Below are 15,368 nucleotides of genomic sequence, written 5' to 3' on the forward strand. Positions count from 1 at the left end.
CGGGAGACTGCTTACGCTATTACCCCCGAACCCAGCAATTCGTCTTCCCGGTACCAGGCCACGAATTGCCCCGGGGTTATGGCACTCTGGGGTTCCCGGAAATCGACATACATGCCCCCTTCCGTGCGGTAGAGCACTGCAGGTTGGAGTTCCTGGCGGTAACGGATCCGGGCCATGATTTCCATTTCCTGCCCGGGTTTCAGGGCGAGGTCTTCGCGCACCCAGTGCAGGTCGGCCTCCCCCACAAACAAGGTGCGGCGGAACAGGCCCGGGTGCGCCTTTCCCTGCCCGGTATACAGGATGTTTTTGTCCACATCGGTTTGGATAACGAAGAGCGGCTCCGGGGTACCCCCGACATCCAGGCCCTTTCGTTGGCCGATCGTAAAAAAATGCGCGCCCGGGTGGGTGCCCACCACCTTGCCGTGTTCGGGCTTCAACTGTGGTGGGGTGGCCTCAAACGCCAGCTCGGCCTCCCTGGAAGCGAACCCCGGATGGACCCGCTGAAAGGGGTCCGCCGTACCCGGTATTTCCACAATCTGGCCTTCCCGGGGCTGCAACTGCTGCTGCAGGAATTCCGGAAGGCGCACTTTTCCTATAAAACACAACCCCTGGGAATCTTTCTTCCCGGCAGTCACCAGGCCGTGGCGGGCCGCAATTTCCCGTACTTCTGACTTTAGCAGGCCCCCAATGGGGAAGAGCGCCCTGGAAAGCTGCTCCTGGTTGAGCTGGCACAGGAAGTACGACTGGTCCTTCCCCGGGTCCTTCCCCGCCAATAGCCGGTATACCGGATTGCCGTCGGCCACGGTAGCCTCGTCTTTCCTGCAATAATGGCCGGTGGCCACATAATCGGCCCCAAGTTCCAGGGCCAGTTTCAGGAAGAGGTCGAACTTGATTTCCCGGTTGCACAGCACATCCGGGTTGGGGGTACGCCCCTGCTGGTATTCCCTGAACATATAATCCACGATCCGCTCCTTGTAGGGCGCGCTCAGGTCCACGGTCTGGAAAGGGATCCCGAGCTTTTCGGCCACGATGAGCGCATCATTGCTGTCGTCGAGCCAGGGGCATTCCTTCGAAATGGTGACGGAGTCATCGTGCCAGTTTTTCATAAAAAGGCCAATGACCTCGTAGCCCTGTTGTTTGAGCAACAAGGCGGCCACACTGCTATCCACGCCCCCGGAAAGGCCAACAACCACTTTCTTCATACCTGCGATTCGGCAAGGCAAAAGTACAAAAATTACAGGGGCTCCCCTCGGGTTCCGGGAACAGGAAATATTTCATAAAACAGTAAAATACTTAAACATTTTGTTAACATACGCCCTGACATAATTTTTTAGCAACACCCGCCTAAACCCAATATATATGGACTTATTACAAGGCCATCATTGTTAAACATTTACTAAACCAAATTGTTTTGTTTAACTTTTATCTAAATTAGCCAAACAATTAAAAACTACTTATCGTTATGAAAAAAACTCGCTTTTTATTGAAAACCGCAATTCTCAGCCTTTTTGTGGCCACTGCGATTTCCTGCTCCGATGATGATGACAACGGAAACGGGAACAACCAGGACTCTGACCCGAACATTGTAGAACTCGCCGCAGACAATCCGGAACTATCCAGCCTGGTGGCCGCCCTGGAGCGCGCCGGACTGGTAAGCGCCCTGGAAGGGGACGGGCCCTTCACGGTATTCGCCCCAACCAATGCCGCATTCCAGGCCTTCCTTACCGCCAACGGCTTTGGAGGCCTTAATGATGTGCCTGTGGATGTACTGACCCAGGTACTGCTGAACCATGTGGTTAGCGGGGAGAATTTCTCCAGCGGCCTGAGCAGCGGGTACATTTCTTCCCTTTCGACCGCCGGTCCCGGAGGGGCTAATTTGAGCCTTTATGTGGACACCAGTGCAGGAGTGGCCATCAATGGCGTCTCTGACGTGATCATTCCGGATGTGGAAGCTTCCAATGGGGTGGTACATGTGGTGGATGGGGTTATCGGCCTGCCGACCATCGTGGACCATGCCGTGGCCAACAGCAGCTTCACCTCCCTGGTGACTGCCCTTACCACCGGTGGCAACACCACCTTTACCGACCTGCTTTCCGGGGATGGGCCCTTTACCGTGTTTGCCCCGGTGAATGCCGCCTTCACCAGCTTCAACAACCCGAATGGGAACGACATCAACAACATTCTCGCCAACCACGTGATTTCAGGGGTGGCCGCCTTCTCCTCAGGCCTCGCGAATTCCTATGTAAATACCCTGGGCACCAACGCCGACGGGGATGCCCTCAGCGCCTATATCAACACCGATAGCGGGGTGAGCATCAACGGAAGCAGCAGTGTGGCCGTTGCCGACGTAGTGGCGACCAATGGAGTGATCCACGCCGTAGACGGGGTGATCGATATCCCGACTGTTGTCACTTTCGCCGTGGCAGACCCAACCTTTGCCCCCCTGGTGACTGCCCTTACCGAGGCCACCCCGGGCACCGATTTTGCCACTATCCTGAGCGGCGACGGACCCTTTACCGTATTCGCCCCCACCACCACAGCCTTCAATAATTTGCTGACTGCACTTGGCCTTGATGGTGTAGGGGATATCGACGAGGCCCTGCTAACATCCGTGCTGTTGCACCATGTAGTTTCCGGAAACATCCGGTCCGGAGACCTCACCAACCCTGGAGATACCGTAGCGGCCTCCCTGGAGGGCGATAACATTACCATCACCCTGCCCGGTACCGATAATGGGGTCAATATTGCCGACATTACCGATGGGGCCGGGAATACCGGCATCGGCATCATCGCCGTGGACGTACAGGCCGGAAACGGGGTAATCCACGTGGTAAACCAGGTCCTGCTGCCAGACACCACTAACTAATCCATTACCGCTTTCCTTAAAAGCCGCCTCAGGGCGGCTTTTTTGGTTTTAAAAGGACGCTGTTCCCCCGGGTGCTTTAAGGTATTTACGCCCCGTCGGTTTCGGTAAGAAACGGGAGATCGGCTTCGGGGCCCGCCCTTCGAAAACACCCCCCCTGTCACTAACAGGGAAATGAAACTGACGCCCGCCGGGGCTTTCGCAAGGGATTACCCCACAGAAAAACCTATAGCGACCTACACATTCCGTAAGCTGGCAACATTTTCTTTCCGGTGGCCCTGGGATTATGCATCTTTCCAGTCCCAAATCTTACCACACTAAACCAGCTCAACCAAAAAGCCCCGACCATAAAGTCGGGGCTTTGTTAATGAAATGAAATGCGCATTAACTGCGTTTCCCTGACTTCTTCTGCGATTCCGCCTCTTCCATCATCTCCCGCATCTTGCGCTGGAACCGGTTTTCCTTGCGGGGCTTCTTTTTCTGCTCCTGGATCTGGGCATGGATTTTGTCTTCATCCAGGATCACATTCTTGATCACCAGCATGATGCCGATGGTAATCAGGTTGGAAACGAAGTAATACAAGCTCAGGCCGCTGGCGTAGTTGTTGAAGAAGAACAACATCAGCAGGGGCGACAGGTACATGATGAACTTCATGTTCGGCATGCCCGGCTGCTGGACCTGCATGGTCTGGCCGGTCGTCATCATCATGTAAAAGAAGATGGCAATGGAGGCCAGGATGGGAAACAGGCTCACGTGGTCCCCGTAAAAAGGGATGGCAAAGGGCAGTTGGGCAATGGTGTCGTACGAAGACAGGTCATCTGCCCACAGGAACGATTTCTGCCGCAGGGAAAAACTGGTGGGGAAAAACATGAAAAGGGCATAGAAGATAGGCAGCTGCAACAGGGCGGGAACGCAACCACTTAAGGGGCTTACCCCGGCCTTATTGTACAACTTCATGGTCTCCTGTTGCCGTTTCATGGCATTGTCCTTGTGCGTTTCGTTGATTTCGGTGATCTCGGGTTTCAGCACCTTCATCTTGGCCTGCGACAGGTAAGACTTGTAGGTTACCGGCGACATGACGATCCGGACAATGATGGTCATGACCACAATGGCGATACCGTAGGGCAGGAAGGAGCTGAGGAAGGAGAAGAAAGGGGTGAAGATATACCGGTTGATCCACCCGAAAATGCCCCATCCGTAGGGGATGGAGTCAGCCAGGGCCAGGTCGTCATAGGTCTCGAGCACGTCCACGTCTGTGGGTCCGTAATACCAGTACATGGATTTGGAGAGTTCCCCCCCGACGAGTTCCAGTGGGGTGCGGGCCCCGAATTCCTTGGTGAATTGTACTTCTTTACTCTCCTCTTCCACCAGGTTTTTTGAACTCAGGTCCACGGTGGGAAAGGGTTCGTCCGTAGCCAGGATGGAGCTGAAAAAATGCTGCCGGAAGGAAATCCACCGCACCTCTGACTCGGTATCCTCATCGTCGCCCCCTTCGGAAAGCTTGCTGATATCGTCCCCTTCGTGGCGATAGGTCAGGCGGGTATAGCGGTTGCCGTAGACCACGCTTTTGTTGTGGCGTATCCCGCGGAGTTGCCAGTCGAGCAGGGCGGATTGCGCAGGGTTCAGGATGGTGGAAAGCCCCTGCGAACGCACGTCAAAATCCAGGAGGTACTCCCCTGGTTTCAGGGTGTACCGGTACTCCAGATAGCTGTCAGGGCCGGCTTTGGCCCTCATGGACAGTACCTGGTTTTCCCCTTCCATGGTCATACTGGGCTCAAAATAGAGGTCCCGGGTCTGCAAAAGGCGGTTGTCGCGCATAGCGAGTTGCAGGTTGAACAGGGCATTCCCGTCTTTGACCAGGTATACAGGCACCGAATCATAGGTGACAAACTGCTTCATCCGCGCCTCGATGATCTGCCCGCCCCGGTTGGAGACTTCCAGGTAGAGGAGGTCGTTCTCCAGCCGGGTAACGCCCTCTTGGGCGGTGGTATAGGCAAAAGCCCCCACCTGGGTGGCATAGGCAGCCTGGGCCAGGGAATCCCCCGGATAGGAAACCGGTTCCGGGATGCGGTTTAGCGGCTGGAGGGGCTCCCCTCCTTCCGGGGAGGCCTCTGCAGCCTGCTCAGTGGCCTGTTTCTGGGCTTCAAGCTCTTCGGGGGTGGGCTGGTTCAGGTAAAACCAGAACAGGAGGATCCCAAAAATCAGGACAAATCCGATTATGGCATTTACGTCCAGTTTCTTTTCTTCCATGGATATTTTATTTACCCGAAGGCCCCGCGAACAGGGGGCCCGGACCGGGGCGGTTGCAAATATAGGCCCAATTGCGGAGTTTAGGCCAACCTGGCCTTGCTTCTTTCTTTTTTATGGCGGAGTACCGCACTGACGAAGCCCACAAACAGGGGATGGGGGCTGGCCACGGTACTTTTGTATTCCGGATGGTATTGCACCCCTATAAACCAGGGGTGGGATGGGATTTCAATGATTTCCACCAGGCCGGTGTCGGCGTTGATGCCGGAAGCCACCAGGCCGGCCTTCTCCAGTTCCTCCTTGTAATCGTTGTTAAACTCATAGCGGTGGCGGTGGCGTTCAGAGATGGTACTGGCCCCGTGGTAGACCTCCGAGGCCAGGGTGCCTTCGGTCAGTTCACAGTCCCACGCGCCCAGCCTCATGGTACCCCCCTTGTTGACAATGGTTTTCTGCGCATCCATCAGGTCGATCACCGGGTGGGCGGTATTTGGGTTCATCTCGGTGGAATTGGCGTCCTCATACCCCAGCACATTGCGGGCGAACTCGATCACGGCCATTTGCATCCCCAGGCAGATGCCCAAAAAAGGGATCCCGTGCTCCCGGGCGTACTGCACGGCCTTCACTTTTCCCTCAATCCCCCGTTCCCCGAATCCGGGGGCCACCAGGATTCCGTTTAGCCCCTCCATTTTTTTCTGGATGTTGTTGGCACTGATGTGCTCGGAATGTATGGAAGACACCGCAATCTTCACCTCATTGGCTGCCCCGGCATGGATCAGGGCTTCGAGGATGCTTTTGTAGGAATCCTGGAGTTCCACGTATTTGCCGATCAGCCCTATGCGCACTTCGCCTTTGGGGTTTTTTAGGCGGTTGAGGAATTCCATCCATTGGGTAAGGTCGGGCGGGGGCTGCAGGGGGAGGTCGAGCCTCTGAAGCGCAACCGTATCCAGGCCTTCTTCCAGCATCATCACCGGCACATCATAGATGGTCGAAGCATCGATGGACTGGATGACCGCCTCTTTCTTTACGTTGCAAAACAGGGCCAGTTTCTGCTTGATTTCCTCGGAAAGTTCGTGTTCGGTGCGGCAGACCAGAATGTCGGCCTTTATCCCGCTTTCCATGAGGGTTTTCACCGAGTGCTGGGTGGGCTTGGTCTTCAGTTCCCCTGCTGCCGAGAGGTAAGGGACCAGGGTAAGGTGGACCACGATGGCGTTGTGGTCCCCTAGTTCCCAAAGCAACTGCCTGACCGCTTCGATATAGGGAAGGGACTCGATGTCCCCCACCGTACCCCCGATTTCCGTGATGACGATATCGTAGTCCCCGCTGTTGCCCAGCAGTTGTATCCGCTCCTTGATTTCATTGGTGATATGGGGCACCACCTGCACGGTTTTCCCCAGGAATTCCCCCCGGCGCTCCTTCTCTATAACGCTCTGGTAGATCCGCCCCGTAGTGACGTTGTTGGCCTGGGAGGTCCGCACGTTCAGAAAGCGTTCGTAATGCCCAAGGTCGAGGTCTGTTTCGGCCCCGTCGTCCGTCACGTAGCATTCCCCGTGTTCATAGGGGTTCAGCGTACCCGGGTCCACGTTGATGTAGGGGTCCAGTTTTTGGATGGTGGTCCTGAAACCTCTTGCCTGAAGGAGTTTGGCCAGGGAGGCGGCGATGATTCCCTTGCCCAGTGAAGAGGTTACTCCCCCCGTAACGAAGATGTACTTGGTAGCTGCCATGAGCGGATTATTTGTTACGGGATTCAAAGATACAAATTGCCCGAGGAAATCGGGCAGCGAACCCCCGAAATTCTTCGGCGATCAGGCTGGGCCCACCCGCTGCGGCCCCTCCGCCCGGGGCAACAGAAAGCCTTAGGCTTCCCTGGTAATTCCCGGCAGGCAAAACCAGAGCTACCCCGTAATGGCAAAGACTGGCAGGGCCTAAAGGGTCCAGAAAAACCGGACGTCCTTGGCGATGGCGTCATTGAGGCTGTACCATACCGGGCAGGTGCGGGCCGTGGCCTCCAGGATCTTCCGGTCCCGCTGCGGCACAGCCTGCGGGAGGTAGAGGTCCACCTCAACCCGCGAGATACGCCTGGGGTTGGCAGCCATGTGTTTGGTTACCTCTGCGTATGCCCCCTCAAGGGAACCTTCCGATTCCCCGTACCGGATCCCCATCATGGTAAGCATGCAACTGGCAAGGCCCGTTGCCACGGTATCGGTGGGGCTGAAGGCCTCTCCCAGCCCATGGTTATCCACGGGGGCATCGGTGTTGAAACGGTCCCCGGACCGAAGGTGGGTACATTCGGTCCTCAATTTTCCCTTATAGGTTACTTTGGAGGTCATGGATCTTTGATTTCTTTAAGCTGCAGGTCCTCATACTTTAAAATGTAGGAGGCGATATTGTAATAGCCCGACTGCCATCCCTTCCAGTAGTTGAACTTATTGCCCGAATAGGCGAGTTCCCCCAACTGGTCAGCCGCCTCGAACAGGTCGGGCCGGTAAGCCAGGCGAAGCAACAGGTCCATCCCGAGGTCGAAGCCCCTGATGGCATAACGGTCGGGTTCCCCCTTGAAACGGTTTGCATATTGTCGCATAAACCCTGGGGTGGTGCTTTCCAGGGTCACAGACGGGAAGGTGAAATTGAGGTTGGACAGGTGGGGTACGGAGATCACTTCATTTTCAAAAGCCTTGTTCCGGTTGGTGGTAAACATGCGGATACGGGTCGAGTCGGAATTGGAGGAATTCAAAATGGAACTCACGCTGGAAGCAATTTTGAAATCATCGGTCTCCACAAAAACCCAGTTTTCGGCCTCCTGCGATAACCGGGACCGGAAGGCATTCATATCGAGGGAGATATTTTTTTCTTCCTCCCGCAGCACCACGGCCTCTGCCGTAGGGAAGGCCTCCATAATCCGGTCCTGTACCCCCCGGTTCTTACGGTCTGAGATCACCAAAATCTTCTGGTCGGTCACCTGGCCTTTCACAAAGGCGAGCATGTGTTCGCGAAGGCGGTCCTCCGGGGTGAAGGAATAGAAGAGGTTTTCCAGCGGCATATCTTCCCCCAGGGGCAGGGGGGCAATCACAGGGACCTGCAGGGTTGCCGCCTGGGTGGCCACCTCCCTTATCGCTTCCGGCGAAAGGGGTCCGATAATCGCGCTGTAGGAGCCGAGGTCTTCCTGCTGCAGGAATGAACGGACCCGCTGGGTATTGAGCTGGGTGTCGAAGGTTTTCACCTGGACGGAAACGCCCAGGTCGGCAATCGAGTCCAGGGCCACCAACAGGCCGGAGTATAGCCCCAGGCTGTATTTCAGGGCATTGTTCTGGTCGATGCGCTTACGGGTGCTTTCCGGATCTTCCAAATCGAGGCGGTCGAGGCGGAATGGCAACAAGACCAGTATTTTTGGGATATTCCGTCGATCTATGCTGTCTTTCAGGTTAAAGGATTCCAGGACCAGGTCGTTCTTTACCTGCAACTCCCCTGCATTTGCCCTCGGCACTTTCAGGACCATGCCCGCCTTAAGGCCTCCGACAAGGTCGGGATTAAGGGCCAGCAATTCGCGGTAGCTGAGCTCGAACTTCCGGGTGAGGGAAAATTCCGTCTGTTTGGGAAGCACTTCGTAATACACAAACTCCGAATCACCGGGGTCGGCGGGTTCCGGCTTTTTCTCCGGAAGCCGGAGGACCATGCCCTCCTGGAGGTTACCCCTCTCCATGATCTCGGGGTTCAGGCGTATAATCTCCTCCCTTGTAATCCCGTATTCCTGGCTAAGGCTGAAAAGGGTTTTCTTTGGGGGTACGGTATAAGAAACATAAATCTGGGTTTCCCCGGACACCTCACTGGCCGCGGAGCGGGGCACTTTTAGCTCCTGCCCGGCAGCCAGGTAGCTGGTATTTTCGGGGAGTTCGGGGTTCAGTTGTAACAGGCTATCTACCGTTATGCCATACCTGTGAGCGATGCTCCACCGCGTTTCCCGGGGCTGTACCACATAGGTTTCAAGGGCTTCGGCCCCTGTCTCGCCCGAAGGCTCCCGGCCTGAAGGATACATCGGAATCCGCAGGACCATGCCCTTTTGCAGGGTGGCGGAATAGAGTTGCGGGTTATAGCGCTTGATCAGGTCCTGGGGGAGGTCGTAACGCCTCGAAATACTGAAAAGGGTCTCCTTCCGCCTCACCCTGTGCGTCTGGAAGCCTATGGGCTTTTCCTGCCCCACCGTATCGGGGCGCGGGGCATTTTGCTGCCCGGGCCGGGCCTCGGCGGGGCCTGATACCGGGATGACCAGGATGGTATTGACCCGAAGGGGCGATCCGGGCTTGAGCTCCTTGTTGTACCGGTACAGGGCCTCAGTGCTGACCTGGTAACGCCGCGCAATGGATTCAAGGGTTTCCCCCTCTTTCACCGGGTGGCTCCTGAACTGCTGGGCCCCTGCCCTGCAGGCGACCAACAGCACCAGAAACCCCAATAAAATGTATTTCCCGAAGTGCTTCATGCCTATTCCCATTCAATTGTGGCCGGAGGCTTGGAACTGATGTCATAAACCACCCGGTTTACCCCGGGGACCTTGTTGATGATTTCGTTTGAAATTTTCTGCAGGAATTCATACGGCAGATGTACCCAATCGGCCGTCATCCCGTCCGTGCTTTCCACGGCCCGCAGGGCAACGCATTTTTCATAGGTGCGTTCATCTCCCATCACCCCCACACTGTGCACCGGCAACAGGATGGCCCCGGCCTGCCAGATCTGGTCGTACAAGCCCCAATCCCTGAGGCCCTGTATGAACAGGTGGTCCACCTCCTGCAGGATTGCCACTTTTTCAGGGCTCACATCGCCCAGGATCCGAATCGCCAGTCCCGGACCGGGAAAGGGATGCCTGCCCAGGCGCTCATCGGGGATCCCGAGGCTGGCGCCCACCCTCCGGACTTCATCTTTAAAAAGCATTTTAAGCGGCTCCACAACTTTCAATTTCATGAAATCAGGAAGTCCCCCCACATTGTGGTGGCTCTTGATGGTAGCCGAGGGCCCGCCGGAGGCGGAAACCGATTCAATCACATCCGGATAGATCGTCCCCTGTCCAAGCCACCGGGCATCTTCTACTTTATGGGCCTCATCGTCAAATACCTCGATGAATACCCGGCCGATGATCTTCCGTTTCTTCTCGGGGTCGTCCTCCCCCTTCAGGGCATCCAAAAAGCGTGCCGAAGCGTCCACCCCTTTTACGTTAAGCCCCATGTGCTTGTACTGCTCCAGAACTTCCTCATATTCATGCTTCCGCAGCAGGCCGTTGTTGACAAAAATACAGTGCAGGTGCTCCCCGATGGCCTGGTGCAGCAATACGGCTGCCACAGTGGAGTCGACCCCCCCGGACAGGCCCAGGATCACCTTGTCTTCCCCTATTTGCTCCTTCAGGCCGGCCACAGTGGTTTCCACAAAGGCAGCAGGCGTCCAGGTCTGTTCCAGCCCGGCAATATCGACCAGGAAATTCTTCAGGATGCGTTTTCCCTCCTTGGTATGGTAAACTTCCGGGTGAAATTGGATGCCGTAAAGGTTCTCTGATTCAATCACATAGGCTGCATTCTCCACGTCGTGGGTACTGGCCAGGAGCTTGGCTCCCCCGGGGAGTTGCTGTATGGTATCGCTATGGCTCATCCAGACCTGGGTATCCCGGGGCACATCCCTGAAAAAAGGATCGGGGGTAATATGGGTCAGCCTGGCACGCCCGAATTCCCGGGTATTGGAGGGGGCCACATTGCCGCCCCCGAAGTGCGCAATGTACTGCGCCCCATAGCAGATCGCCAGCACGGGTTTTTTTCCCTTTATTTCGCTCAGGTCCGGATGGGGTGCCGTATCGGACCGGACGGAGGAAGGGGAGCCGGACAGGATAACCGCCTTATACCCTGAAAGGTCTTCGGGAAGGTGGTTGAAAGGTTTTATTTCGCAGAAGATATTGAGCTCCCGTACGCGCCTTGCGATCAGCTGGGTGTACTGGGAACCAAAATCGAGGATCAGGACGTTGTTTTGCATGGCCAAAAATAGTAAAATGAAAAAACCGAAACGACCTTCTTTGGCAATAATTATCCCCACGTTGTGAAGAACGCACCAGGGTACTTCCCGGGGCACCCCCATCCGGACAGCCGGTGGCCGGGGACTGATCAGGCCTCCAAATCGACCTTCCGGGAAGACGCCGACCTGCTTCGGCAATCAAAAAAACACAGCCTGGCAGGGCCCGCCCTGACTAAAACAGCAATATAAATTTATAATTCATATAATTTTATTTATAGCATTGGTAAACAACCTATTAAATCAATTCCTACATTTTTATTTTTTGCCAATTTCAGCCCTGTCAAGGACAAAACTGAACGATAAAAAAATCCCCGGCCTGCCGACCGGGGATCCCTTGCTCCCCTGCCGCGGCAGGGGAAAAACTAACCTAAACACATGAATGAAAAACGGCACAAAATCCAACCCTCAACAGGGTCCTGGGTTGCCCCGGGATAAAACCCCGTCCCAGGCCGCTTGGGCAGCCGGGGAGCAGGGTTCCCTCCTCTTTCATGGCAACTTCAAACTTAGAACAACTCAGGACGCGGATACCCTACCTGAAATCTCCATTTTTTTTGTATCTTTAAAAGTAAAGAATTGGGGTATGGCCGATCAAATCTGGAACGAACTTGTGCAGGAGCTCAGGGAAGGCCTTCAGGATCCTTCCCACCCCTTTCGCCTGGCCACCCTGGCCACCCTCGGACTGGAACGCCTTCCCCGGCTTCGGACCGTGCGGATCCGGGAATTCGACCCGGGCAGCCTGCGGATGGCCTTCTACACCGATTCCCGCTCCAAAAAAATCCTCCACATCAAGGAAAACAACAAGGTAAGCCTGTTGTTATACCACCCCGAAAAACTGGTGCAACTCCGCATCGAAGGGCTGGCCCTACGGGAACGGGACCCAGAGGTACTCCATGACCACTGGATGCGGGTAGAGGGAAATGCCCAGCAAAACTATACCACCGCCAGTGCCCCTGGGACTGAGATCAAAAGCCCTGAACAAATCGAATACCTGGAACAGGAACAGTACTTCACCCTGGTGTACATCCTCCCCTTTAAGGTGGAGTACCTTAAACTCCACCGGCCCCATCACCTCAGGGTCCGTTTTTCAAAGACCGACAACGGCTGGAAAAGCACCTACCTAGTCCCCTAGGGTATCCAGGATCATCTGCACATCCTCTTCCGTGGTGTCGGGGTTGATAAAACAAAAACGCAATACGGTTTCCACTTCCCGGGCCCTGCGCCATTTCGTGGGGGTAACCAGGGCCAGCCCGGCTTTATGGTTGCGGTAGGTCCAGCTCACATATTGCTCCGGGGTCCAGCCCTTTTTCCGGAACAACACGCAGGATAGGCTGGGTTCCCGAACCAGTTCCAGGCCTGGCCGGGCCGAGATCATCTCCCCTGCCGCAAGGGCAAGGGAAATCCCCCGCTCCACCGCCCATTTGTATTTATCCGTTCCATGGGTGGCCAGGGAATACCACAAAGGCATCCCCCGAAGGCGACGGGTCAGCTGGATCTGGTAATCGGCCGGGTTGAACCCCCTGGCCCCCTCATCCTGGAAAATATCGAGGTAGGAACCTTCCTGTTGATGGGCCTCCCGGGCCAATTCGGGTTCCCGGTAAATAACCGCCCCGCAATCGTAAGGTGAGAACAGCCATTTATGCGGGTCGATGGTAACGCTGTCGGCCTGTTCAATCCCCCTGAAAAGATGCCTTACGGAGTCGGCTGCCAGGGCCCCGCCCCCATAGGCGGCATCTACGTGGAACCAGAGGCTTTCGCGCCGGCAGACTTCGGAAATCCCCTCCAGGTCGTCCACAATGCCTGCGTTGGTGGTACCCCCGGTCGCTACCACGGCAAAAAGGCGCCTGCGCTGGGCCGGGGCCAGGGCGTCCACCGCCTGCCCGAGAAGCTGGCCGGTCATGCGGTCTTCGGTCTCGACCTGCAAAAGGTCCACGTCAATGACCCTCGCCATGGCCTTAATGGAACTGTGGGCCCCTATAGAGGTGAGGATGAGCCCTTTTTCACCGACCTGCCCGCTACTTTTGCGCCAGGCTTCCCTGGCCGTAACCATTGCGGAAAGGTTGGCGGCAGTTCCTCCGCTGGTAAACACCCCGAATGCCCCTTCCGGCATCCCGGTCAGGGAAACCAGCCAGTCCATGGCCCGGTTTTCGCAGAAAATCCCCCCGGCACCTTCCATCCAGTAAGCCCCATGGACCGAGGAGGCCGAAGTGATCAGGTCAAAAAGGATGGCAGCCCGGGTAGGGGCAGCCGGCACAAAAGCCAGGTGCCTGGGGTGGTCGATGGGCACGGTGGCCCTGATGAGGATATCCCGGAACAGGCGAAAGGCCTTTTCCCCACCGATGCCCTCAGGGGTAATGGTTTCGCCTACCAGGGCCTTCAATTCTTCCTCTTTTTTGGGTTGCCCGAGCTCCGGGGCATTGTTGGTGATCCGGCTGATGGCATATTTCATGACATCCAGGGTCATTTCCACGGTCTCAATATCGATTTTGTGCATCCTTTGGGGGGTTATTCCGGATGCAAAGATAGGATTCCGACCGATACCCGGTTCAGGGTTCGTAGACCAGGAGGGTGAATTCCCCGGCCATGGGGTCGAAAGCTTCCAGCAGGCCTTCCCTCAAGGTCGGGCCCAATTCCAGGTAGAATTCCGAAAAGTTCCGGTTTCGTTCCTGAAGCCCGCCCTGGGGAAACAGGGACTCCCTTAACAGGCGTATACGCTCCACCTCATCGGAAAGCTTTCGTTTCTGGGCTTTCAAAAGCCGTTTCTCCAGGCGGTCAAGCCCCTTTAACTGCCGTGCTTCTTCGGCCCTGACGGCCCCGAGGAAGGATTTGTCGGTTTGTTCGGCCAGGCGGTACAGGGCCTCGAACTGCTCCGTTAAATGGCGGCGTTGCGGGCCGAAGTCGATAGGGATTTCCGAGATCTCCCTGACGCGCTGTTCGACAAGGCTGTCGGGGTCCCTGAAAAGTGCCTTCAATTGTAGGCCCAGCTTTTCGGCTTTCCGCTGCTGCTTGGCGGATGCCACCAGGGCCGAATTCCTGAGCAGGAGCATGGGAAAAGGCACCCCGGATTGCGCAAAATATTCCCTCAGTTCGAGCCAGTAGGCCAACTCCCCTCCCCCGCCCACGTAACAGAGGTTGGGCAGCAAAAATTCCTGGTAAAGCGGGCGGGTCACCACATTGGGGGAAAATCGTTCGGGATGGCTATGCAATTCCTCCCGCAGGGCTTCGGCCCCGAAGCGAATATCGCTTTCCATCACCCCAAAACCTCCCGCATGGGGGACCAGGCGCTCCCGGAACCCGTCTTTCAGGTAAAAGAAATTCAGCTCCCGCGGGCTGACCTGTATGCGGTACTGTCCCGAAAGGGCATTCAGGCGGGTGATGCTTTCCGAAACCGTGCGTTGTCCAAGGTTCCCGAAGAGGTCCTGCTCCATGTGGGGCACGAAAAGCGCCTTCAGGCGCGGGTCATCGGCATCCAGGATCACCAACCCCAGGTCGCCGAAAAGTTCATTCACCAGGTAACGGGTAGCCGCCGCCATGTTCGGTTGCTGCAGGTAGGCACTGGAAAAAAGGTCTTTGAGGTATGCCGCATGGGTTCCCGGGCCCAGGTCTTTGGAAAATTGTTCGAACACGGCATCAAGGCCATTGGTATCCATGCGTCCGACAGCCCCTCCGGTGGGCCGGTTCCAGCGAATCTCCTTTCCCCGAAAATTAAAATGGTTGACCTCGTCGAAATCGTGGTCTTCAGAACCCATCCAGTAAACGGGCACAAAATGGGCCTCAGGATATTCCTCCCTCAATTGGGAGGCCAGTTTAATGGTGGTCAGGATCTTATACAGAAAATACAGGGGGCCAGTAAAAAGGTTCAGCTGGTGGCCGGTAACTACTGTAAAGGCGTTTGGGTTCCGGAGGTTTTCCAGGTGTTCCCTGGTGGCCGCGGAAACCTGCAGGGAAGCATACTGCTCCGAAAGGACCTGATGGAGGACTTCGCGGTGGGCCGCAGGGTAATGACCCGCCTTTTCACCCATCTGGTCCCGGAAGGCCTCCAGGGTCGGATAGCGGCCATAAAAAGGGGCAAGGTGCGGAACCTGGTCAAGGTAATCCCTGATAAGCCCTGAAAAAAAACCCGTTTCCTGGAAGGGGATTCCTGATGCTTGCATGCGTTGGATCAATGCCTCAAAGATAGGATTCCCGGAGGTAGGAATTCCTAAAAATACGTTAAGAA

At 56.1% G+C, this 15,368-nt stretch carries 10 protein-coding genes; 2 read left to right on the top strand and 8 right to left on the bottom strand.

Annotated features, from left to right (window positions below):
• Positions 1-11: 11 nt before the first annotated feature.
• A complete protein-coding gene (gene mnmA, locus NG653_RS03180; RefSeq protein ID WP_252740220.1) occupies positions 12-1,202 on the bottom strand; it encodes a tRNA 2-thiouridine(34) synthase MnmA in 1,191 nt (396 codons plus the stop codon).
• Between the two features lie 260 nt (positions 1,203-1,462).
• Between mnmA and NG653_RS03185 the strand changes: the two genes are divergently transcribed.
• The gene (locus NG653_RS03185; protein ID WP_252740221.1) at positions 1,463-2,866 is read left to right on the top strand and encodes a fasciclin domain-containing protein; all 1,404 of its coding nucleotides are present in this window, start codon (positions 1,463-1,465) and stop codon (positions 2,864-2,866) included.
• 381 nt (positions 2,867-3,247) lie between these two features.
• Here NG653_RS03185 and yidC read toward each other — a convergent pair whose 3' ends face one another.
• From yidC to guaA, 5 genes are all read right to left on the bottom strand, one after another.
• Positions 3,248-5,113: a membrane protein insertase YidC gene (yidC, locus tag NG653_RS03190; protein ID WP_252740222.1), complete on the bottom strand. Its 1,866-nt coding sequence runs from the start codon at positions 5,111-5,113 to the stop codon at positions 3,248-3,250.
• 80 nt (positions 5,114-5,193) lie between these two features.
• Positions 5,194-6,831 (bottom strand): CTP synthase, encoded by a 1,638-nt coding sequence (gene pyrG / locus NG653_RS03195; RefSeq protein WP_252740223.1) that lies wholly within the window; start codon positions 6,829-6,831, stop codon positions 5,194-5,196.
• A gap of 201 nt (positions 6,832-7,032) precedes the next feature.
• Positions 7,033-7,437: an OsmC family protein gene (locus NG653_RS03200; RefSeq protein WP_252740224.1), complete on the bottom strand. Its 405-nt coding sequence runs from the start codon at positions 7,435-7,437 to the stop codon at positions 7,033-7,035.
• Positions 7,434-9,593: a PBP1 and LysM peptidoglycan-binding domain-containing protein gene (locus NG653_RS03205; protein ID WP_252740225.1), complete on the bottom strand. Its 2,160-nt coding sequence runs from the start codon at positions 9,591-9,593 to the stop codon at positions 7,434-7,436. The genes NG653_RS03200 and NG653_RS03205 overlap by 4 nt, the downstream gene beginning before the upstream one ends.
• Complete coding sequence (gene guaA, locus NG653_RS03210) at positions 9,584-11,113, bottom strand: glutamine-hydrolyzing GMP synthase (RefSeq protein ID WP_252740226.1); 1,530 nt, start codon at positions 11,111-11,113, stop codon at positions 9,584-9,586. Before guaA ends, NG653_RS03205 begins: the two co-directional genes overlap by 10 nt.
• 619 nt (positions 11,114-11,732) lie before the next feature.
• Here guaA and NG653_RS03215 point away from each other — a divergent pair.
• Positions 11,733-12,281: a pyridoxamine 5'-phosphate oxidase family protein gene (locus NG653_RS03215; protein ID WP_252740227.1), complete on the top strand. Its 549-nt coding sequence runs from the start codon at positions 11,733-11,735 to the stop codon at positions 12,279-12,281.
• Here the strand turns inward: NG653_RS03215 and NG653_RS03220 are convergent.
• Both NG653_RS03220 and bshC read right to left on the bottom strand, forming a co-directional pair.
• Complete coding sequence (locus NG653_RS03220; protein ID WP_252740228.1) at positions 12,270-13,643, bottom strand: pyridoxal phosphate-dependent decarboxylase family protein; 1,374 nt, start codon at positions 13,641-13,643, stop codon at positions 12,270-12,272. The genes NG653_RS03215 and NG653_RS03220 overlap by 12 nt on opposite strands.
• Before the next feature lie 52 nt (positions 13,644-13,695).
• Positions 13,696-15,303: a bacillithiol biosynthesis cysteine-adding enzyme BshC gene (gene bshC / locus NG653_RS03225; RefSeq protein ID WP_252740229.1), complete on the bottom strand. Its 1,608-nt coding sequence runs from the start codon at positions 15,301-15,303 to the stop codon at positions 13,696-13,698.
• Between the last annotated feature and the right edge of the window lie 65 nt (positions 15,304-15,368).

Origin of the sequence: Robiginitalea marina, assembly GCF_024006985.1 — a bacterium.
Lineage (GTDB): Bacteria > Bacteroidota > Bacteroidia > Flavobacteriales > Flavobacteriaceae > Robiginitalea > Robiginitalea marina.

Excerpts from the sequence above, each read along its gene's own strand:
- NG653_RS03200 (WP_252740224.1), bottom strand. The coding sequence starts at position 7,437 with ATGACCTCCAAAGTAACCTATAAGGGAAAATTGAGGACCGAATGTACC.
- guaA (WP_252740226.1), bottom strand. The coding sequence starts at position 11,113 with ATGCAAAACAACGTCCTGATCCTCGATTTTGGTTCCCAGTACACCCAG.
- bshC (WP_252740229.1), bottom strand. The coding sequence starts at position 15,303 with ATGCAAGCATCAGGAATCCCCTTCCAGGAAACGGGTTTTTTTTCAGGG.
- mnmA (WP_252740220.1), bottom strand. The coding sequence starts at position 1,202 with ATGAAGAAAGTGGTTGTTGGCCTTTCCGGGGGCGTGGATAGCAGTGTG.
- yidC (WP_252740222.1), bottom strand. The coding sequence starts at position 5,113 with ATGGAAGAAAAGAAACTGGACGTAAATGCCATAATCGGATTTGTCCTG.
- NG653_RS03205 (WP_252740225.1), bottom strand. The coding sequence starts at position 9,593 with ATGGGAATAGGCATGAAGCACTTCGGGAAATACATTTTATTGGGGTTT.
- NG653_RS03185 (WP_252740221.1), top strand. The coding sequence starts at position 1,463 with ATGAAAAAAACTCGCTTTTTATTGAAAACCGCAATTCTCAGCCTTTTT.
- NG653_RS03220 (WP_252740228.1), bottom strand. The coding sequence starts at position 13,643 with ATGCACAAAATCGATATTGAGACCGTGGAAATGACCCTGGATGTCATG.
- pyrG (WP_252740223.1), bottom strand. The coding sequence starts at position 6,831 with ATGGCAGCTACCAAGTACATCTTCGTTACGGGGGGAGTAACCTCTTCA.
- NG653_RS03215 (WP_252740227.1), top strand. The coding sequence starts at position 11,733 with ATGGCCGATCAAATCTGGAACGAACTTGTGCAGGAGCTCAGGGAAGGC.